The sequence below is a fragment of the Pseudobacillus sp. 179-B 2D1 NHS genome (assembly GCF_045370945.1).
Taxonomy (GTDB): Bacteria; Bacillota; Bacilli; order Bacillales; family Domibacillaceae; genus Pseudobacillus.
In genome coordinates, this window is sequence record NZ_JBIQDP010000011.1 from 63,644 (window position 1) to 82,625 (window position 18,982).

Here is an 18,982-nt window from a genome sequence, read left to right on the forward strand (position 1 = left end):
TGGTCTTTTTTGTGCGGGGTTACTAAAAAATATTTTTACACATTTTTTACATGGTGTTAGCAAGTAGATGGATAGCCGATGTGAGAGGGAGTGGCAGAAAGCATGGTCCTGTAATTTGTGCAGTTTTTCTTAGGATATAAACAAAGCGGAGTAATCAAAGAAACGTTTTATGGTAAATTTAAAAAGGAAAAAAATATTGGAAGTGAGGAATCAGATGAGTACAGTTAAAAAGCATAGTCCTAATCAATTAAAATTAATTTTACGAGGATTGATAATCATTATAGGAGGATTTATCGCAGCATATGGACTTGAAACCGTATTAATCCCAAATAATGTATCCGATGGAGGAGTAACCGGCATTAGTATCGTTGGTTCACAACTATTTGGATTACCTTTAGGAGTCCTCATTGTTGTTATTAATATTCCTTTTGTTTGGCTAGGTTATAAACAAATTGGTAAAAGCTTCGCGATTTATTCCATTATCGGCATCGCTTCACTAGCTGTTGGCACCAGTCTTATGCATCATATGCCAGCTATTATTGAAGGGGATACTTTGCTCGTTACTGTTGTCGGCGGAATTATTCTCGGCTTTGGAATGGGGTTAGCCTTGCGTAATGGCGGGGCGTTGGACGGTATTGATATGCTAGCCGTTCTGCTCTCTCGAAAATTGCCGTTTGGGACGAGTGATTTTATTCTTTTTTTAAACCTATTTGTATTCATTTTTGTCTCTACCGTATTTGGTCTACAAGGGGCCATTCTTTCCGCCATTGCTTATTTTATCGCTTCTAAGGTGATTCATATCGTTGAAGAAGGCTTAAGCGGATCAAAAACCTTTAAAATTATTACAACTCAACCTGAATTAATGGTAAAAACGATACGAGACCGCTTAGGAAGAAGTGCCACGTATAATGAAGTGTATGGCGGTTATTCCCATGAAAAGTTCAAAGAAATTACATGTGTTATTAACCGGTTAGAAGAAAGTAAAATTAAGGAAATTATTAATGAAATTGGCGAAGAGGCTTTTGTGACCGTATATGACGTAGCAGAGGTAAAAGGCGGCAATTTCAGAAAGCATAATATCCATTAGGCGAAAGTTGGCAAATAGATAGTCAGGCAACAGACAGCCCCTTTGGACAAAGTGTATATAAAGGGGCTGTCTGTTAATTGTGTTTGAAGAGTTTTTCATTTATATACCTATAACCTCTTTGTAAAACAAATGATACGATTGGCTTCGCTAAATCCTAATTTAAGATGCATCGCTAAACTTTCTTTGTTTCCTAATTCACAGTCACTAGCAAACTCCTGGCAGCCCCGTTCTCTAGCCCAATTTTCGCACGTATGAATTAGGCTTCTTGCAACCCCTTGCTTACGAAAAGCTTCTTTTACATAGAGTCCCTCTAAATATCCCACAGGGCTTGAAGTTGTCCCTTCAACATAATCATAGCGCAATTGGCATTGGGCAAACCCAATGGCTTCATTGCTATCATAAGCCAAAATTATAGTCGCATCTGGCTGGCCAAGAAGCTGTGTCATTTCGTGTATAAGTTCCTCCAAAGTATGTCCAGGCCAGAGCAACAAAGCAAGTTGAGCAGCTTCTTTCGTATCTGATAATGTTGCCTCTCTTAGCATAAAAGAACCTCCCCATTCAGTCTGTCTGCGATATGCCAGTCGTTTGGCGAGTGTGGCTCCATTTCAGGCTCCTTGAAAACAAACGCCAATATGTAAATGTAAATTTTCCTTATAAGAATTTCAGGTAACAGAGATGAACCATTAGGCTGAATGAAGCGAGAAAAGAGAAAGGGACCAGAGCGGCCCCTTTTCTAATGATAAATGTGAAGCCTGCTTATCTTTTGGAAATCCATCTATTTGAACGGCAAAGGAAGAAGGGAATGATTCGCTTATCAGGAACCAAGCTTTATTATTGAATGGATAATTTGATCCCAGTCTTCACAATGAATTTCATGTCCTGATCCATCAAGAGCCACTAATTCAGCATGAGGGATGGCTTTTGCAAGAGCAAGCCCGTGCTCGTATGGCAAGGCTGGGTCCTCTGTACCATGAATAATGAGCACAGGTACGTCGATCTCATTCATTCGATCGAAATACTCGTCTCCGCCTTGTAGCATGGCATGATTAAACCTGCTTGGTAGCTGTTTGGCACGATCGTATTCTTTTGCCGCCAGTTTATACATTCTTGCTTGTTCATAAGGTTTGGATCCAGCTAAAGTTTTCCACCCATCTGCCAGATAGGCAATAACGGCCTCTCGATCGCACCAATCTATCGATGCATTCTTCGCATGGTGATCCAGTATGCTTTGATCCATTGGAGGCAACTTTTCCGCTTCAGTCCCAAACACACTTGATGCAATGAGTGTAAGCGTGAGTGTGCGTTCTGGATATCTCAGGGCAAGAATCTGGCCGATCATACCGCCTAAGGACATTCCAACGATATGTGCCTGCTCTATAGAATAAGCATCTAGCACACCTGCCGCGTCATCGGCCATGTCCGTTATTGTATAGTTGGAAGTACCAGGCTCATATACTGTCGATCGCCCAAGATCCCGATGATCATAACGAATGACAAATCGCCCTTGATCAGCGAGGTGGAGACAAAAATCCTCATCCCACCAATCCAATGAAGACATCGCTCCCATAATCAAAAGTACGGCAGGGTCCTTACGGTTTCCAAAGCATTCTGTGCATATATCTACATTATTTATTTTCACTATCTGTTCACTCATATTTTTACCTCCGTATAATTTATTATCTAATCGCCGTTATTAAGGCGCAGATCAATAAACTCTTTCCGGAGTCTCATTGGCCTGCCCCTTTAATTATCGCAGTCGAACCCACTTAATAATCATGACGAGGCCTCCTTTTGACTAGAGTTAGAAAGGGGATCACCCCTTATATGTATGACTATAACATAACGTAGTTTCCTCACATACCGAAATTTCTCTATGTTTTATCAAATATGGCTGTGCAACCATGTTTCTAGGAAAATCTAAAATAAAGAAAGTTTTTATATAATTTGATATGCAGTAAATCTCAATGTGTCATACATAAAAAATAAGGCCCGAGATATTCAACTAACGGGTCGTATTTATAGATTTTTCTTCTGTTTCTTGAGAACGCTGATACTTTGCGCAGAGCGGAAAAAGGAAGGAGGTTAAAGTCATCAATAGAAGATACACAAAGATGGATGGCCAGCTCAAATGATAGCGATAAATAGTGAAGTAACATAGCAGTATGGCTATTAGTACACATAGGGCAGAATAAGTTAAACGTGAAGAATGAATCATTGTATAGTGGGTTTGACATTGTTTGCAATACAGAGCTCTGCTTTCAATGAAAAGTGAGGGGTAAATTTCAGTCCATTTGAACCTGCGATGACAAGTTTCGCATTTTTGCAGATTGATGTTTAACACCTCCCTAAAGATGATTTAATGAAGTTCTTCTATTAATGATACTGCATAGGGCAATGAGAAGGAAGTGATTTTATTTTAGCGAGTGAGAGCAGGAGAAAATCAAAGGGCCTATTCCTTGTTTAGAGGATAGGCTCTTTTGGTCTATATACATTATCTAAGAAAACTTTGGTTGGGAAAAGATCATTGTCTACATCGATGGTATAGCTGAACCCTTTCTTGCATCCTTGGGGAAGGGGCTCCTTTGTTAAGCGGTATTGCTTTAGAAATCTACTTTACCATTGGCAATGTAATTGTAAATGATGTGCCTTGCTGCTCTGTACTTTCGACCGTGATGGCACCATCATGCGCTCCGATTAAAGATTTAACAATAGCCATGCCTAAACCGGTCCCCTCTGATTTTTGCTCAGTCGTCGTTCCGCGATAATAGCGATTAAACAAATTTTGTTTCGTTTCCTCGTTCAAGCCAATTCCATCATCCTCAATATGAATAACAATACCTCGTACCTGCTGTTCGATGGTTGTCTCAATATTTACGGAAGCTTCGTTATGAAGCACAGCATTCATATAAATATTTTGCAGCGCACGCCGTAATAAATGATCATCAAATGCTAGTTGTATATCCGGCGTCGTAAAATGCAATTCGAAGTGATGAGGCTCTGCACGTAAATCATTGCTCACATCAGCTAAGACGCTCTGAACGAACTCCACAATATTTTGCTTTGTTTTATGGATCGGTATGGCCTGTGAACCATCAAAGCGCATGGCTAAATTTAAATCCTGCACCAGTTGCTCTAGATGCGAGCTTTTGAGATCAATTTCTTGAATAAAATTTTGCTGCTCTTCTTTTGACCAATCATAATCAGAGTTTAATAGCAAGGTAGAATAGCCTTTAATATAAGTGAGCGGCGTTTTTAAATCATGTGAAATGCCTGCAATCCAATCGCGCTTCGCTTCCTCTACCTGAGCGCGTTCAATTTTCGCTTTTTCTAACTGCAAGCGCATATCAGCAAGCTGCGTAATCACTTCCTGATACAAGCGATAGCGCATCTTTAATTTTTTCTTCCGTGTATACATTTTCTCGCACTCTTGCAGCGGGGAAAAATCTTCATGGGCAAGCTGGTTAATCCATTTCATCACAAGCAGCAATGGGCTGCCAAAGTACCAGCCAAATAGTAACATGCACAGCACCGTCACCATGCCAACAACAATGAGCACCAGCCATTCATAACGCTCACCGCCAAGTCCGAACTTTGGTAAAATCCCATCCATAACAGTTGGCAATATGATCGCTAACAGCAGCAGCCAAATCAACGAGCCTAATAGTAAATGCCAAATAAAGCGTTGTTGAATTTTCATTATGCCTCACCTGTTGGCGGAATAAATTTATAGCCAATCCCGCGCAAATTCACAATAATACTTGGCTTTCTCGTATTATCTCCTAGTTTTTTACGCAGTTTAGCAATATGGATGGTAACGGTTTTTTCTTCCCCAAACACATCTTCTCCCCAAACGAACGCATAAATTTGCGCTGTGGTGAACACGCGGTTCGGGTTTTTACAAAAGAAATGGAGTAACTCTAATTCTTTCGCCGTCGCTTCCACTGCTTCTCCTCGTATGGTTAATAAGGCTTCGTCAGGTGAAAAAGCAAACGTATCGTATACAAAGCTTTTGGCCTCGGGCTGTGACGATTGTTTTTCATACACACGCTGGCGTCGTAAAATAGCGCGTATTCTGGCTACTACTTCAAGCGGATTAAATGGCTTGGTAATATAGTCGTCACCACCGACGCTTAACCCAGTTAATTTATCGAAATCGCTCGAGCGTGCACTAATAAATAAAATGGGGGCTGTTGTTTGCTGACGAATCGCTGAGCATAAGGCAAAGCCATCACCATCCGGCAGCATGACATCAAGCAAAATAATATGGAAGTCTTGCTTGAATAGGGTTTGCATGGCTTCTTCTTTCGTTGATGCGGTGACGATATGAGAAAAATGTTCTTTCTGTAATGTAATGGTAAGCAGTTTTAAAATGCCGACTTCATCATCCACAATTAAAATTTTAGCGTCGTCTGTCATTGTAATCCCTCTTTCCTATTTCTATCCTAACAAGTTTTTCTTTTTATACCTATCTTAAAAATAAATATTACGTACATTTTCCTGCCAGTTTACTTTATTTTTACTTTCATCTTTTACGCTTGATATAAGCAAAAAACAGGAGGTTTCGCATGTGACTTATATTATTCAAACGCATCAATTAACGAAACGCTTTACATCTGAGCTCATCATCAATCATGTAAGCATGAAAGTGAAAAAGGGGGAAATATACGGATTTCTTGGTCCAAATGGTTCTGGCAAAACAACGGTTATGAAAATGCTGTTAAATTTAGTTAAGCCATCTTCTGGCGACATTATTATACAAAATGAATCGATTGCGGCCACTTCCTATAGCTACTTAAAAGACATCGGCAGTTTAATTGAGTATCCGATTTTTTATGAGGACCTTACTGCGCAGCAAAATCTGCAATTGCACTGTGCCTATATAGGCTATGACGATCATCGCCGCTTGGAAAAGGTGTTAGAGACCGTTGGCTTGCAGCAAATTGAAAAGAAAAAAGTAAAGGAATTTTCCCTTGGTATGCGTCAACGCTTAGCGATTGCGCGCGCCATCATTACAAAACCAAAAATTTTAATTTTAGATGAACCCATTAACGGGTTAGATCCTGTCGGCATTAAAGAAGTGAGGGAGCTGCTTGTTACTTTGAAAAAACAATACGACATGACCATCTTAATTTCCAGTCATATCGTAGCTGAAATTGAGTCTATTGCCGATACAATCGGCGTATTAAAGGATGGAAAATTAATCGAGGAAATCGCCATGCCTGCATTGCGCGAGCAGCATCAGCCAACGACAGAGATCATGGTAAGCGACGCAGGAAAAGCAAAGCAATTGCTGGAAGAAGCGTTTCAGGCCAAGGTACAAATCATTAACGCAACGACATTGCGCCTTACAAAAGTAAATGTAAAAACAGCCGATTTAACGAAACACTTGATTTTACACGGAGTAGACGTTGAGAGAGTGGAAATGGTGCATCAAACGTTGGAGGAATACTTTATTAACCGCATCAAAGGAGGGTACACACATGCTGCATTTAATTAAGCTGGAATGGAAAAAACATCAAATGACCCGCTATTTTAAAAGCTTTGCCTTTTGTATGATTGGCATTTATGGATTTGTGGCGCTCATTGCCTTAAGTTCAAAAAATGAAATGGATGGCGCAATGAGCTCCTTTCATGAATTTATGTCGCTCCTCACCATCCTATCGAATATTACCTTTATTATTTTCGGCAGTGTTATTTTATCGCGCTTAATTATTTCAGAATTTCGCACTAAAACAATACAAGTGGTATTCACATATCCGATACAACGGAAAAAACTATTGTTGGCTAAATTAACACTTGCTTATGCCTTTACGGCGGGAAGTCTATTAATCGGCCTTTGGCTCATGCAAATGATCACGTATTTTTTGCAGCCTTCACTCGGACTATTTGAAGGCACGGTCACATTACAAGAAATATTCTCCGTTTCTCCAAAGGTAGTATCAAACGCATTAATGATGGGGGCCATCGCATTGATTCCACTGTTTTTCGGTATGCGAAAAAAGTCCACCTCAACAACAATTACCTCAGCGGTCATTATCGGCTTTTTAATTAATGCCACAGTTTCAGACGGTGGGGACACCTTCAGCTTAGCGGATGTCGTATTTATTCCACTTATCCTGGCATTGTTTGGATTGGGGATTGCCTATCTGTCGTTCCGCAGCATTGATGTAAAGGATGTGGCCTAATGCTACGAAAAATGTTTGTTTTATTATTGCTCGGAACAATGGGTGCAGGCCTCATTCTTTATCTGAAACAGCCTGTTAAAACGGTAGCAATCGGCGGGTATAAAGCGATGCCGTATATCGACATTACACTAGATGAGTTAAATATTGATATTGCCGATTCACCTGATGATAAAATACATCTTCAAATAAAGGGGCATACATTAAATAAAAATATACTGTCAGTTAGTCAAAAAAACAATACATTCGTCCTGAAGGAGACACGCCAAAAGAAAAAATGGCAAGAAAATATTCACTTTCGTCCCATGCCAACCGTGGTCATGAAACTGCCGAAGTCCCAAAGTAAAGCTCTTACAATTAACGGTGCCTATGGCGATCTTATCATTCAAGGTTTGGAGTTGGATACAATACAGGCAGGAACCTCCGCTGGCATGGCGCATGTAAAAAATGTAATCGTCTCAAATGCTGAGTTTTCCACGGCAGACGGCATGGTGAAAATTGCTAAAAGTAGTCTCAAAAATTTATCGATCACAACAGATGCAGGCGATGTCTCCATAAAAGAAAGCACAGGCACAGCACATACGATACGAACAGCTGACGGACAAATTAAAATAACAGAGGCTACGGAACAGCCGAATATACAATTGAAAAGTGTTTCAGGTGATATCGGTATTCAATATATAAAAACACCTGCTTCGCTTCAATTGGTGACGGCTGGTGAAGATATGAAGATTGAGTTACCTAAATATGATAGAAACACTCATGCTATTGGCGACGGGACGAATCGTCTTTCGGCTAAAACCGAAGATGGCGGGCTTGTTATTCAATAAAAAATAGAGTACATAAAAATCCCCTTGCCCACTCACATTTGCTTCAAGGGGAATGAACCTAGAAAACTTTTCAGAAGCATCCGAACATTCTAAAGGGGGCTTACAGCCAAAAGAAACTGTATAGGGAACTTTAGAGATTGAAGAGGGCTTCTCCCATTAATAAAGATAGGAAGAATCCTCCTAATAAGGTGGCTGAAATAAAGGCTGGTATGGAGAGAAGAAACTTTATTCGAAGACGAATGGTACTGAAATGTCTATAAAAATGAATGATCGGTTTTGAAACCAGCATGGCAAGAAGTAAAAATATACATGATGCTATTAGATCAATACGAGTAAATGGAGGACTGATATATTCATCAAAATAAAAATTGACAACAAAAAACAAACTAAATAATACTGATTGAAAAATAAAAAATGTAAAGTGTTTCATAAAAAAATTACCTCTGTTCCATATATTGAAACTAACTAGATTATAACTCTACAGAAAAATAACAGATACTTCTACAAACGTAGTTCCTACTTGCTGAAAAGTGACAAGAAGGAAGGGAATAAGACTTTCTAACCGGATCGCAGATGAAGAGGTGTGGAAATGAGGGGATCTTCTTTTAGTAGAAGATATAGAAAGGCCTATTGCTCATGAAAATCTAGCGGAAGAGCCTACAGGGTGTCAGAAGGATCGTCTAGCTTGCCTCAAAAAGAAGGTGAAGTAGGTATTTAGATTCAATAAGGAATTACACTCTAGGAAGAGTGGTCTGAAATTAGTCTTTTATGGCTTTTTCTATTGCCAGAGCAGTTGATTCAATGTCGCCATAAGTTTCAATAGCGGCTGTTTCTAAATAAGTTATTTCAAACAGCTTCTTTTCTTTCTGATAGTTTACAGAGAGTACCCTTTTTTGGTTTTTAGAAACCGTTTGAGTGATTTGGCAGTTACTATAAAACATCATGGTTTTTAACATGTTTTTGGTATGGTCTAAAGACAAGGTCGTTATCTCCTTTTTTTAGGCTAAAAGAAGTGATTCAATACTACTTTTCTATAATTAATTATAATTTGTATTTTTTTCCTTGTATATGGAAAGTTTGATGACGTTTTTTACTTTTTTGTAACATGGCGTAAAAAGGAAAAGGTGTTTCATCAAATAGGGGGAAATATAAAAATATGAATAGGGGTACTAACATACAATTAGGTTGGTGGATAAAAGTAGAAGAAAAATAAAAAAGCCAGGAAAGCTCCCAGCTTATCTAGGGCCAATTCTATTGAATGAAACAGATCAGTAAGATCAATAGTATGTATCGGAAAGAAAAGAGGCTTGGGCTATTTATACGTCTGACTGGTCACTTAGAAATAGGGCTTTGCTTAAAAGTTTAATATCAGAATAAATATAGGTTTTTATAATGGGATTTTTGCATTTATAATAGTCGTCTGTTAACCGTTTGAGTTCATGACAAATAAGATCTATCGGAATCAAAGGAAGCTCCCCTTTCCAGTAACTAATAGTATAATGATGAACGTTATTTGTAAGACAGAGAAGAAATTTGTCGACAAGTGGAATTATACCAAACTTTACTAGGGATTCGTATTTATTAAAAAAATAAGTCTCCTATTTAGGAGACTTATTTTAATTTTATTACCAGCTGGCTTTCTTTATTCCAGGAATTTGCCCTTTATAAGCAAGTTCTCTGAAGCAAATACGGCAAAGCTTAAATTTACGATAAACAGAATGGGGTCTTCCGCATTTTTCGCAGCGTGTATATTCTTGTACTTTATATTTTGGGGTGCGTTTTTGTTTAGCGATCATAGACTTCTTGGCCATATTTTAACCTCCTTTGTGATTAAGGATAGGAGACATTTATTATTATAACCTAATAATAATTCTAATGACATAGGAGTCTGTTGGTAATTAGATAAAGGCTTTATTGCTTTATAGGAAAAACCGTATTTCATTGGAAAAACGGAAGAGACATTTGGACAAGTCTTCTAACGGAATTACAGATGAAGAGCTGGAGAAAAAGAAATCAAACGAGCAAAGACAAACCTAGGATTTAAATTGATATGGATGAACAAGAAAGCGAAGAAAATGCAAGAGATAGCAGGAAAGAGATTTAAATGGAGTCGATTTAACTAGTATCATACAGAGGTTTCTAGGAAAAAAGCTTATGGAAATTAGAGAGGCATTTATCTATTTCTCAAGAAAGGGCAGAATAAAACAAAAAATGGAGTCAACGACGAGGAGAGGTTGACTCTTTTCGTGTATTTATTCATGACGAAGAACACGAACAAATGATTAATAAGAAGGTTTTACTTTTATTTCAAGCCACTGAAAAAGCAGACGAGCATTGAATAAGCCACAATCCTATGTTTTACCTTATGGTAGGGGGATGACGGGACACGCACCTAATAAAGTGCCAGCTAATAGTATAACTTGAACCTTATTAGCGTGACCACATTTCAAGAAGAGGTGAGTGGATTGTTCTACCACATTAAGGAATTACAATATCATGCAAAGCCGGAAAGACCTGATCCGTTATATGCGAAAAAGCTACAGGAAGTTTTAGGCGGGCAATTCGGCGAAATCTCTGTTGCCTTGCAATACTTGTTCCAAGGATGGAGTGTGCGGGGGAATGGGAAGTATAAAGATTTATTAATGGATACGGGAACCGAAGAGCTGGCCCACATAGAAATGTTAGCGACAATGATTGCCCGTTTATTGGATGGTGCTCCGGTTGGCGACCTGGAAGAGGCAGCGAAAGATCCAATAATAGGAGCTATTCTTGGAGGAATGAATCCACAGCACGTGATCGTATCCGGACTAGGAGCCATGCCGGCAGACAGTGTCGGCAATCGATGGACGGCTGATTATATTATTGCGAGCGGAAATCTTTTAGCTGATTTTAGAGCTAATTTAAATGCAGAATCTCAAGGGCGATTGCAAGCCGTTCGCTTGTACGAGGAAACGAATGATAGAGGCGTCAAGGATATGCTTTCATGGTTAATAGCGAGAGATACCATGCATCAGAATCAATGGATCGCAGCTATCAAGGAACTGGAGGCAGCAGAAAGGGGGATTGTTGTCCCGGTAGCATTTCCAAAGGAATTGGAAAAACGTGAAGTCGCTTATACGCTGTTTAATTTTTCACGAGGAAATGAAAGTGCTGAAGGGCGATGGGCCCATGGAATTAGTATGGATTGTCAGGGGACATTCAATTACGTGGAAAACCCTCTTCCTTGTGCTAAAGCGCCAAAACTGAAGCCTGCCCCACCATATATATTCAATACCCCGCCAGCAGCCCTTAAAGCCAACCCGACGAACATTCCCCCAAGCATGTGTTAGCAGATTCGTTCATTTGAGCAAGAAGGAGAAAGAGCATCCTTTAGGTTTTATTTGATAAGTGAAGAAATATGAAGTTTATCATTCTTAGCAGCCCGTCTTTTTTATAAGTGCACAGCACCCTGGAAGGGGTGTTTTTTTATTTCCTACTTTTCCAAGCGGGACGGATAGTTCCACACAAATTATTTAACAAACTAGATGTATCTTTTATTCAATCAGGTGAGGGTATTTTTGACAAAAAAGAAGAAGAAATGGAGCTATGCCGCTCGTACAGGCGCTTTGCTTTCAATGCTGTTGGAACAGTGATAAAGGGAATAGCTCAAAGTTGTGGAGTGCTTCTATGTAGTAGGAATGCTTTTTTTGTCTTTGTCTAAGATAAAAGGATAGTAACATAACAACAAAAATATAATAAAAATAGATAAAAATTTATTGTAAAACGATAAATAACTTGTTAAAATCAAGTGGAAAATAAATAAGTGAGGTGCTTTTTATGGAAAGAGGAACAACACTTTTTCTAAAGATAGCAGTTATTATCATTGGACTTCCAGTTCTTGCTTTGTGCATATTTGTGGTGCCTGAGATTGCGAATTTTACAGCAGAATTATACCCGGATCGCCTATATTTGAAATATCTCATGTTCATCGGTTTGTATGCAGCGGCGATTCCTTTTTACTTCGCTTTGTATCAGGCTTTTCAGCTTTTGCATTACATCGATAAGAATCATGCATTCTCGGAACTGTCTGTAAAATCCTTAAAGAATATAAAATACTGTGCTATCACAATTAGTGTCCTGTACGTAATGAATCTGCCGCTCTTATATCTGATAGCAGAGAAGGACGACGCCCCAGGCATCATAGTCATCGGATTAATCATCATCTTTGCTTCACTGGTGATTGCAGTCTTTGCTGCTGTTCTTCAAAGGCTCTTGAAAGATGCAATTGATATAAAATCAGAAAATGATTTAACGGTCTGAGGTGAATGAGATGGCAATTATAATTAATATTGATGTTATGCTGGCTAAAAGGAAAATGAGCGTCACTGAACTTTCGGAGAGGGTTGGAATAACGATGGCTAATCTTTCTATATTGAAGAATGGAAAGGCAAAAGCGATTCGATTATCAACTTTAGAAGCGATTTGTAAAGCTTTAGACTGTCAGCCCGGAGATATTTTAGAATATAGAAATGATGAAGACGACCAAGATGAATAATAAAGTGGCATATCAGAAGGAACCGTTGAACGCACAAATCATGGGAGCGCTGAAACAACTCGTTCGTTTCGGGTGGGAGCAGGCATTATCATGTTTGTTTCCTGTCGTTATTTTTGCCTCTTTGGCTTTGACACAAATTATCCCGCTTCCCTTCCTGCCGCGGTATGACTGGTTGCTCATTATCTGCCTTTTAATGCAGTGGTGGATGGTGCATTCAGGGCTTGAAACAAGGGATGAATTAAAGGTTATTACCTTGTTTCACTTGATCGGGCTTGCTCTTGAGCTTTTTAAGGTACATATGGGCTCCTGGTCTTATCCAGAGGAAGGGTATGCCAAAATTTTTGGCGTGCCTCTATATAGCGGGTTCATGTACGCGAGTGTAGCGAGTTATCTTTGTCAGGCGTGGAGAAGACTTAAGGTTGAACTGATTAAGTGGCCGTCTTTTTTGACGGTTGTACCGTTGGCAGCTGCGATTTATTTGAACTTTTTCATCCATCATTATTGGATTGATGTTCGTTGGTGGTTATCGGGACTTGTCATTATCGTCTTCTGGCAATCCTGGGTCCTATATGAGGTTGGGGGGATTCGTTACCGTATGCCGCTCGTACTTTCTTTCATACTTATCGGTTTTTTTATATGGATTGCCGAAAATATTGCGACATTCTTTGGCGCTTGGAAATATCCAAACCAAGCGGATGCATGGAGTCTCGTTCATCTAGGAAAGGTAAGTTCATGGCTTTTATTAGTGATTGTTAGCTTTCTTATAGTAGCCACGTTAAAACAGGTTAAGGGAAAAGCTCCCTCTAAGATAGACGCTGATCAATTTCTATAGCCATTAAGAACCGCTTCAAGAAAGTCGAATCCTTAGCACAATAAGGAATTCGGCTTTTTTTAGTCGAATGTCTTCCGGCATAAAAAAAGTCGACGTGTTAGGAGGCCCCGTTGGTATGAACAGGAAAATTCAACTACGCCTTATTTGATTATACTATTGCTTCTTAGCGATCCCTACAAGCAAGAGAGCTACACTAAAAATCCATAATAAATTGGCCGTCATTATGTTGAGAGAACCTTCTGTAGAAGCCTATTCGGGTTCAAGGTAGACTGGCCCGATCAACCATACCGTCCAAATAACTAAACTTATTATTGCAATGATAAAAGAGCTTAAAAACCGTAAATAAGTACGAGAAAATTTTTGTTTGTACCATACGTATATAGTGAAAAAATAGCTATGCCCAGTGTGCCGTAAGAACTTATTAAAAGAAAATTGCGAGTGCTTTCTTCCCGTATAAATCCCACACCTTTCAGAAAGGGCTTTGTTCCTTATTTTACTATACAAACTGTGGTGTGGAAGAATAGCTGATGTTTAAAAAATATATTAGCTATTTAATGGGTATTTAGATATAGTTTAAAATGAAGATAAAGATTCATAAATGTGGTTTGATGAAAAAATAAAAGGGTATATAGAACTGTATTTTGTGGAAAGGAGGATCTGTTGTAATGATGTAACGACTCTATAGTGAAGAAAGTAAGGAATAGTGCAACAAGAAAGGATACTTATGAATGAAACAAGTTAAAGTAAAACACCGGTTTCAAATTGTGTGTATGGAATTGATCAAGAGTCAACATTTTGATGAATACCCAACAGAAGAACAAATGAAAGAGTTTGTCTACACTTATTTTCCTACATTTCATACAGATGGTGTGCCAGTTGAATGGAGAGTAGAGAAAGTATATTTCTTAGAGGATTAACAATAGCTTAACAGTAAAAAGAAGGGCATCAAAACTTTAAAGCAGCTTTGCAGCTGCCTTAGAGATTGGTGTTCCTTTTTATGTTGCAAATGTGATTGCCGCTTTCGCTTTAATGAAGAGAAGGATCAGCTTCTTTAACAGCAGATAGGGGCTTACTGGCTCTATTGGTGTGATTTGTCGAATGAATAGTATAGGAAAATACCCGTTCTTATGGAAATGTGTAGGTAGGAGGGGGTGTGTAAAATAAAAACTTATTCAATTGACTTTTATCTGAAAAATAATCAAGTCATCACATTGAACGTACAGAAAAATTCAGAAGAGGAACTGAAGAATGAACTGGAAAGAATGAAAGGATTTTATATAGTAGAAAATGGCGTAGTTAATTTGGATAAGGTAAAGGAATATAAAATCAAGGCTACTGTTTGATGGGCAGAACAAGCCTTTTTCGACGTGCTATTTTTCACTGCTGCTTTTTGCTTAGTTGGAACATCGATAAATTTCCAAGAACCAAAGCCTATATAAAATTGTAGTATATGATTGAAGAGGATTCTGCTGGCGAATAATCAGTAAAAGACTTTTAAATGGACGAGAAAAAAGAAATATGTTTTCTGAGAAGAAATGGCCTATTTAGGAGCGTCACCGTTTATAGTGACGCTCTCACTTGTCCCGCTCTAAACGTTTCTTTTAAGGAGATATTAGCAGTTGTTATTATTGTTGTTGTGGCGATTGTTACGGTTGTTATTGTTATTGCGGTTGTTTCTGTTATCAAGGTTCTCGATTTCGTTATCAAGTCCAAGCTCAAGGTTTACATTGTTTAGATCCAGTTCTTTATTACGGTTGTTATTATTATTGTTGTTGTTCAAATTACGGTTGTTATTATTGTTATTGTTCATGTGTATTCCTCCTTAGTTGTCTTTGTAATAAAAAGTAAGCAGCAAGTATCAAGCACCCAACCCCTCTGAGGCGAATAGCAAAGAGAAATAGAAGTGGTTGTTTGCGTCGATAGTTTGCTACTTATAACAGTTATTGTGTCATCATCTTCAGAGATTATTCTTTAGCATGAAGGTCTTTTTATGATTTTAATTATTATTTAATGGGCATACTACAGACGTAATGTGCCATAACCTGAAATACCCTGGGCGGGCTAGAGCCTCTCCTTACTTAAAAAGCTAGAGAACAGCAATAAAAAGAAAGCCTCCAAAAGTAATAAATCTTTGTCACACGCTAGACGTAATCATATCTTTAGGCATACACCATTCCCCCTTTCAAAGAAGAGACTTACTGTTCTTCCGAAAGCTTGGGGATATTTATGTTTTACCTGTTAGTTACCCGGAGTGAAAACCATTAACATCAATCTTTTCCCCATACTCATAGAGGAAGATACAGGCTTCTATGATTGAGTTTGGCTGCAGTGATGGCCACGGGCAAAGAAATATTAATTACACTGCCATGTTTAAATGCAAGATCATTAACAAAGCAAAAAGCCTGCTAAATTGGATATTTCTTCAGCGGGCTTTCTATGTTTCAGTTTATAAATTTGAATCAAACCGTAGCGTGCTTACAAAATCATATAGGATTTTTTTGTGATTTGGTTTAAGTGACTATATTCATTCTCTTTTAATTGTACCAGTACAGATGGAGAAAAAGACGATTCATTTTATGGCATGTACCCCGTTATTATTTGAGTTATATCAGAACTATTTTTAGAAAAGCAGAAAATGGGACAGATATAATACGAATTTAAAAGATAGGGGTAGGACAAAATGCAGAGAGAGACAAGCGAGAAAATTGGATTATTGTTAGGGTTAATAGGTGTCATTTGTTTTAGCTTAACACTCCCAGCTACAAGGGTGGCAGTGGAGTACTTTGGGACTGCCGTCGTCGGTTTAGGAAGAACAGTGGTTGCCGCTATTTTAGTAGCGATAATATTGATAGTGCGAAAAGAAAAACTGCCTTCTCTTAGCCAATTTAAAAGTCTAGTTATTGTTGCTTGTGGAGCAGTTTTAGGATTTCCTCTCCTTACTTCCTGGGCGATGGAATCCTTGCCTGTTTCTCATGGTGCTGTGGAATTAGCCCTGTTGCCATTAGCAACAGCGGGATTTGCTATGTTTAGAGCAGGCGAACGGCCTTCTCTTAAATTCTGGCTTTCCAGTGTAATCGGCTCTTTAGCTGTTATTATGTATGCTCTTCATCTTGGGTTTGGCCAATTGCAATTTGCTGATTTAGCTTTATTGGCAGCGGTGATCATACTTGGGCTTAGCTATGCGGAAGGAGGAAGATTGGCAAGAGAATTAGGCAGCTGGCAGGTGATTGCTTGGGCCATCATGATCGGTGCCCCATTTTTCATTCTTCCAGTCGGGCTGCACTTTACAACAGAAATGATCCATGCTCCTTTACAGGCCTGGGTTAGTTTTATGTATCTCGCAGTCGTTAGTCAATTTCTCGCCTATGTTGCCTGGTATAGTGGAATGGCCATGGGCGGAATAGCAAGAGTGAGTCAGATTCAATATTTACAACCATTTTTAATGATTCTATTTGCGGCCGTCTTCTTGAATGAATCCGTCACACTTTTCACACTTGTCATAGCAGGGGTGGTGGTCTTTTCTGTAATAGTAGGCAAAAATGCTCCCGTAGCCAGAAAAGGATCGATCGTAGAGAGAAGCTGACTGTGTGCTGGAGAAACTACACTTAAACGAAGGAAAACTATTAGTGAAGAAGAACATGACAGATTAGTCATATTTAATCCCTCATGTCTCTACTGGTATGGTTGTACGGCTACCCCAACTTTGTAAACCCTGTTGGGTGGAATGGAAGGCGCAAAGACTCCTGCGGGCTCACCGACCGCCCCGCGGAAAGCGAAGCGCCTGGAATGGAAATCAACAGCCTCGATTCACAAGAAAAATAAAAAGGACTGCAGACAAACTTCCGAATTTCTTGAGTTTGTCTGCAGTCTGAAACACCTACAAGTTGTAGGTAGGTGTTTTTATTTTTTAGTTTAACAGGAGTTCCATCTTCTCATGATAGTTTAATAGAAATCGATTTTTTATTTTGCTGCTTTATAAAGAGAGTCCACCTTATAGCCTTTCGCTTTATAATAGTCTAAGATTCCGTTATAAATGGCTTTAGCGGCTTCCGTACGCCAGTAATCCGATTTAAGCATTTCATTTTCTTTTTTGTGATCAATGAATGCCATCTCAGCGATAATAGCTGGCATACTATTGCGTGTAAGGACGTGCAGGTTGTTTCTTGGCTTTACTCCTCTGTCTTTCAGTTTTAAAGCTTCAACCATGCGCTGTTGAATTTTCGTTGCCAGTAGCTTGCTGTCAGCAACATAAGGGTTTTTTGAAGTCGCAGCGCCATAGTAAAGTGTCTCCGTTCCATTTCCGCCGCCAGTAGAAGCATTCGCATGAATGCTTACAAAGATATTACCACCTTTACTTTTTGCGAAACTTGTTCTCTGAGACAAACTTGGATACGTATCACTCGTGCGGGTCATATAAACCTTGAAAGGTGTGTTTTTCAGTAACTCATTTACCTTTAAGCCTGTATCCAATACCACATCTTTCTCCAGAAGGCCGAAACCGTCTGCACCTGGATCACTTCCGCCATGCCCGGGATCCAGAATAATCGTTTGCTTGGCAAGACGTGGATCTGCCTCTCCAATGCTACTTCTTTCCTCTGTCTCTCGTAAATAGCTTTTATGTACAAAACCAGTAATATGACCGGATTGGATATAAATCCAACTACCTACTTCATGTCCCGCAAGCACCTTCGTGTTTTCTTTAAGAGACCCGGTTTTCGTATATTTGGCAGCCGGACCGGTACGTACATTCAAATCATCTACATCTACCCAGCGTCTTTTATCAAAGCTTGCTGACTCTTTTGTTCGGAATTCAGGATGGATGGCACGAGCCAAAAACACAGCGAAGTCTGCACGAATGATCGGCTGATTAGATCCAAATGTGCCGTTCTCAAGCCCGTTTGCGATGCCGCGTGTTGTCAATGCTTTGGCTGCACCGGAGAGGCTTCCACCAAATTCATAACCAAAAGCTTTCGATAGCATAACGGCCATTTCACCACGTGTGACTTCGTTATATGGAAGGAACCTGCCTCCAGAGTATCCAGAGAGGATGCCTTTTTCTACAGCAGATTGGATATAACCGGAAGAGAAGTTGCCCGGTGCCACATCCTTAAAGTTGGTTGTACGCTTTGTACCATTCAATTGAAGGGCACGTCCAATGAAGGCTGCTGCTTCCGCTCGTGTTACCGTTTTATCTGAAGCGAAAGTAGTGGCAGATGAGCCATTGGCTATTCCACCTTCTTCCAGATAATTTACTTCTTTCAACGCCCGAGAAGGGACATCTACAAAGCTAGCTGCCTTGACAGTTGTAGAAGGAGAAAGAAGAGGAATCGCCAATAAAAAAAACAAAAAAGTAAACAGTAAACTCTTTTTCATAAATATTACTCCTTTATAAAATTTTACCACCCCATTCTAACATAGATATCTACACAAAAGTCTCTTCTAGAGTAATTATTAAATTTTTACTCTGAAACACATATACCCCCTTACCTGATTTTCGGAAGGGAGAAACGATCTCGC

At 39.2% G+C, this 18,982-nt stretch carries 20 protein-coding genes; 11 read left to right on the forward strand and 9 right to left on the reverse strand.

The features are described from left to right. The first annotated feature begins 214 nt into the window (after positions 1 to 214). A complete protein-coding gene (locus ACH0BF_RS12555) occupies positions 215 to 1,087 on the forward strand; it encodes a YitT family protein (RefSeq protein WP_406909432.1) in 873 nt (290 codons plus the stop codon). 107 nt (positions 1,088 to 1,194) lie between these two features. Here the strand turns inward: ACH0BF_RS12555 and aac(6') are convergent, their stop codons facing one another. The 5 genes from aac(6') to ACH0BF_RS12580 form a co-directional block, all read right to left on the reverse strand. Further along, complete coding sequence (gene aac(6') / locus ACH0BF_RS12560) at positions 1,195 to 1,629, reverse strand: aminoglycoside 6'-N-acetyltransferase (RefSeq protein ID WP_340853701.1); 435 nt, start codon at positions 1,627 to 1,629, stop codon at positions 1,195 to 1,197. Between the two features lie 272 nt (positions 1,630 to 1,901). Next, complete coding sequence (gene mleCBF, locus ACH0BF_RS12565; RefSeq protein ID WP_340853702.1) at positions 1,902 to 2,741, reverse strand: CBF family alpha/beta fold macrolide esterase; 840 nt, start codon at positions 2,739 to 2,741, stop codon at positions 1,902 to 1,904. Between the two features lie 348 nt (positions 2,742 to 3,089). Continuing rightward, positions 3,090 to 3,428, reverse strand: coding sequence for a TIGR04104 family putative zinc finger protein (locus ACH0BF_RS12570; RefSeq protein ID WP_406909434.1), 339 nt, complete (start codon positions 3,426 to 3,428; stop codon positions 3,090 to 3,092). A gap of 267 nt (positions 3,429 to 3,695) precedes the next feature. Beyond that, a complete protein-coding gene (locus ACH0BF_RS12575) occupies positions 3,696 to 4,784 on the reverse strand; it encodes a sensor histidine kinase (protein WP_406909435.1) in 1,089 nt (362 codons plus the stop codon). After that, positions 4,784 to 5,503 (reverse strand): response regulator transcription factor, encoded by a 720-nt coding sequence (locus ACH0BF_RS12580; RefSeq protein WP_340853704.1) that lies wholly within the window; start codon positions 5,501 to 5,503, stop codon positions 4,784 to 4,786. The genes ACH0BF_RS12575 and ACH0BF_RS12580 overlap by 1 nt, the downstream gene beginning before the upstream one ends. A 151-nt stretch (positions 5,504 to 5,654) precedes the next feature. On the opposite strand from ACH0BF_RS12580, the gene ACH0BF_RS12585 reads away from it, so the two are divergent. Genes ACH0BF_RS12585 through ACH0BF_RS12595 form a run of 3 tightly spaced genes read left to right on the forward strand, consistent with a single transcriptional unit; the run spans position 5,655 to position 8,099 of the window. Further along, positions 5,655 to 6,584: an ATP-binding cassette domain-containing protein gene (locus tag ACH0BF_RS12585; RefSeq protein WP_120032095.1), complete on the forward strand. Its 930-nt coding sequence runs from the start codon at positions 5,655 to 5,657 to the stop codon at positions 6,582 to 6,584. Further along, a complete protein-coding gene (locus tag ACH0BF_RS12590) occupies positions 6,568 to 7,272 on the forward strand; it encodes an ABC transporter permease (RefSeq protein WP_120032092.1) in 705 nt (234 codons plus the stop codon). Before ACH0BF_RS12585 ends, ACH0BF_RS12590 begins: the two co-directional genes overlap by 17 nt. Continuing rightward, complete coding sequence (locus ACH0BF_RS12595; protein ID WP_340853706.1) at positions 7,272 to 8,099, forward strand: DUF4097 family beta strand repeat-containing protein; 828 nt, start codon at positions 7,272 to 7,274, stop codon at positions 8,097 to 8,099. The genes ACH0BF_RS12590 and ACH0BF_RS12595 overlap by 1 nt, the downstream gene beginning before the upstream one ends. A 758-nt stretch (positions 8,100 to 8,857) precedes the next feature. Here the strand turns inward: ACH0BF_RS12595 and ACH0BF_RS12600 are convergent. After that, positions 8,858 to 9,079: a hypothetical protein gene (locus ACH0BF_RS12600; RefSeq protein ID WP_120032088.1), complete on the reverse strand. Its 222-nt coding sequence runs from the start codon at positions 9,077 to 9,079 to the stop codon at positions 8,858 to 8,860. A gap of 645 nt (positions 9,080 to 9,724) precedes the next feature. Beyond that, complete coding sequence (locus tag ACH0BF_RS12605) at positions 9,725 to 9,910, reverse strand: type Z 30S ribosomal protein S14 (RefSeq protein ID WP_120032086.1); 186 nt, start codon at positions 9,908 to 9,910, stop codon at positions 9,725 to 9,727. 654 nt (positions 9,911 to 10,564) lie between these two features. On the opposite strand from ACH0BF_RS12605, the gene ACH0BF_RS12610 reads away from it, so the two are divergent. The 6 genes from ACH0BF_RS12610 to ACH0BF_RS12635 all read left to right on the forward strand — a co-directional run bounded on the left by ACH0BF_RS12610 (position 10,565) and on the right by ACH0BF_RS12635 (position 14,808). Then, complete coding sequence (locus ACH0BF_RS12610; protein WP_120032084.1) at positions 10,565 to 11,428, forward strand: manganese catalase; 864 nt, start codon at positions 10,565 to 10,567, stop codon at positions 11,426 to 11,428. A gap of 487 nt (positions 11,429 to 11,915) precedes the next feature. Next, the gene (locus ACH0BF_RS12615; protein WP_120032082.1) at positions 11,916 to 12,398 is read left to right on the forward strand and encodes a DUF2975 domain-containing protein; all 483 of its coding nucleotides are present in this window, start codon (positions 11,916 to 11,918) and stop codon (positions 12,396 to 12,398) included. Positions 12,399 to 12,408: 10 nt separating this feature from the next. Beyond that, positions 12,409 to 12,633, forward strand: a complete 225-nt coding sequence (locus ACH0BF_RS12620; RefSeq protein ID WP_120032080.1) for a helix-turn-helix domain-containing protein — start codon at positions 12,409 to 12,411, stop codon at positions 12,631 to 12,633. A gap of 40 nt (positions 12,634 to 12,673) precedes the next feature. Continuing rightward, positions 12,674 to 13,465 carry a DUF817 domain-containing protein gene (locus ACH0BF_RS12625; RefSeq protein WP_120037776.1) on the forward strand — a complete coding sequence of 264 codons (792 nt, stop codon included), beginning with the start codon at positions 12,674 to 12,676 and terminating at the stop codon, positions 13,463 to 13,465. Between the two features lie 728 nt (positions 13,466 to 14,193). After that, positions 14,194 to 14,382 (forward strand): hypothetical protein, encoded by a 189-nt coding sequence (locus ACH0BF_RS12630; RefSeq protein WP_120032078.1) that lies wholly within the window; start codon positions 14,194 to 14,196, stop codon positions 14,380 to 14,382. Between the two features lie 234 nt (positions 14,383 to 14,616). Then, positions 14,617 to 14,808: a hypothetical protein gene (locus ACH0BF_RS12635; RefSeq protein ID WP_340853709.1), complete on the forward strand. Its 192-nt coding sequence runs from the start codon at positions 14,617 to 14,619 to the stop codon at positions 14,806 to 14,808. Positions 14,809 to 15,077: 269 nt separating this feature from the next. Here the strand turns inward: ACH0BF_RS12635 and ACH0BF_RS12640 are convergent, their stop codons facing one another. Continuing rightward, the gene (locus ACH0BF_RS12640) at positions 15,078 to 15,275 is read right to left on the reverse strand and encodes a hypothetical protein (RefSeq protein ID WP_406909437.1); all 198 of its coding nucleotides are present in this window, start codon (positions 15,273 to 15,275) and stop codon (positions 15,078 to 15,080) included. Positions 15,276 to 16,145: 870 nt separating this feature from the next. Between ACH0BF_RS12640 and ACH0BF_RS12645 the strand changes: the two genes are divergently transcribed. Then, entirely contained in the window at positions 16,146 to 17,048 is a 903-nt protein-coding gene (locus ACH0BF_RS12645) for a DMT family transporter (RefSeq protein WP_340853711.1), read from the forward strand. Between the two features lie 377 nt (positions 17,049 to 17,425). Here ACH0BF_RS12645 and ACH0BF_RS12650 read toward each other — a convergent pair whose 3' ends face one another. Beyond that, positions 17,426 to 18,838 carry an N-acetylmuramoyl-L-alanine amidase gene (locus ACH0BF_RS12650; protein WP_340853713.1) on the reverse strand — a complete coding sequence of 471 codons (1,413 nt, stop codon included), beginning with the start codon at positions 18,836 to 18,838 and terminating at the stop codon, positions 17,426 to 17,428. Positions 18,839 to 18,982 lie beyond the last annotated feature (144 nt).

Excerpts from the sequence above, each read along its gene's own strand:
- ACH0BF_RS12640 (WP_406909437.1), bottom strand. The coding sequence starts at position 15,275 with ATGAACAATAACAATAATAACAACCGTAATTTGAACAACAACAATAAT.
- ACH0BF_RS12605 (WP_120032086.1), bottom strand. The coding sequence starts at position 9,910 with ATGGCCAAGAAGTCTATGATCGCTAAACAAAAACGCACCCCAAAATAT.
- ACH0BF_RS12620 (WP_120032080.1), top strand. The coding sequence starts at position 12,409 with ATGGCAATTATAATTAATATTGATGTTATGCTGGCTAAAAGGAAAATG.
- mleCBF (WP_340853702.1), bottom strand. The coding sequence starts at position 2,741 with ATGAGTGAACAGATAGTGAAAATAAATAATGTAGATATATGCACAGAA.
- ACH0BF_RS12625 (WP_120037776.1), top strand. The coding sequence starts at position 12,674 with ATGGGAGCGCTGAAACAACTCGTTCGTTTCGGGTGGGAGCAGGCATTA.
- ACH0BF_RS12590 (WP_120032092.1), top strand. The coding sequence starts at position 6,568 with ATGCTGCATTTAATTAAGCTGGAATGGAAAAAACATCAAATGACCCGC.
- ACH0BF_RS12650 (WP_340853713.1), bottom strand. The coding sequence starts at position 18,838 with ATGAAAAAGAGTTTACTGTTTACTTTTTTGTTTTTTTTATTGGCGATT.
- ACH0BF_RS12615 (WP_120032082.1), top strand. The coding sequence starts at position 11,916 with ATGGAAAGAGGAACAACACTTTTTCTAAAGATAGCAGTTATTATCATT.
- ACH0BF_RS12555 (WP_406909432.1), top strand. The coding sequence starts at position 215 with ATGAGTACAGTTAAAAAGCATAGTCCTAATCAATTAAAATTAATTTTA.
- ACH0BF_RS12575 (WP_406909435.1), bottom strand. The coding sequence starts at position 4,784 with ATGAAAATTCAACAACGCTTTATTTGGCATTTACTATTAGGCTCGTTG.
- ACH0BF_RS12645 (WP_340853711.1), top strand. The coding sequence starts at position 16,146 with ATGCAGAGAGAGACAAGCGAGAAAATTGGATTATTGTTAGGGTTAATA.
- ACH0BF_RS12580 (WP_340853704.1), bottom strand. The coding sequence starts at position 5,503 with ATGACAGACGACGCTAAAATTTTAATTGTGGATGATGAAGTCGGCATT.
- ACH0BF_RS12630 (WP_120032078.1), top strand. The coding sequence starts at position 14,194 with ATGAAACAAGTTAAAGTAAAACACCGGTTTCAAATTGTGTGTATGGAA.
- ACH0BF_RS12595 (WP_340853706.1), top strand. The coding sequence starts at position 7,272 with ATGCTACGAAAAATGTTTGTTTTATTATTGCTCGGAACAATGGGTGCA.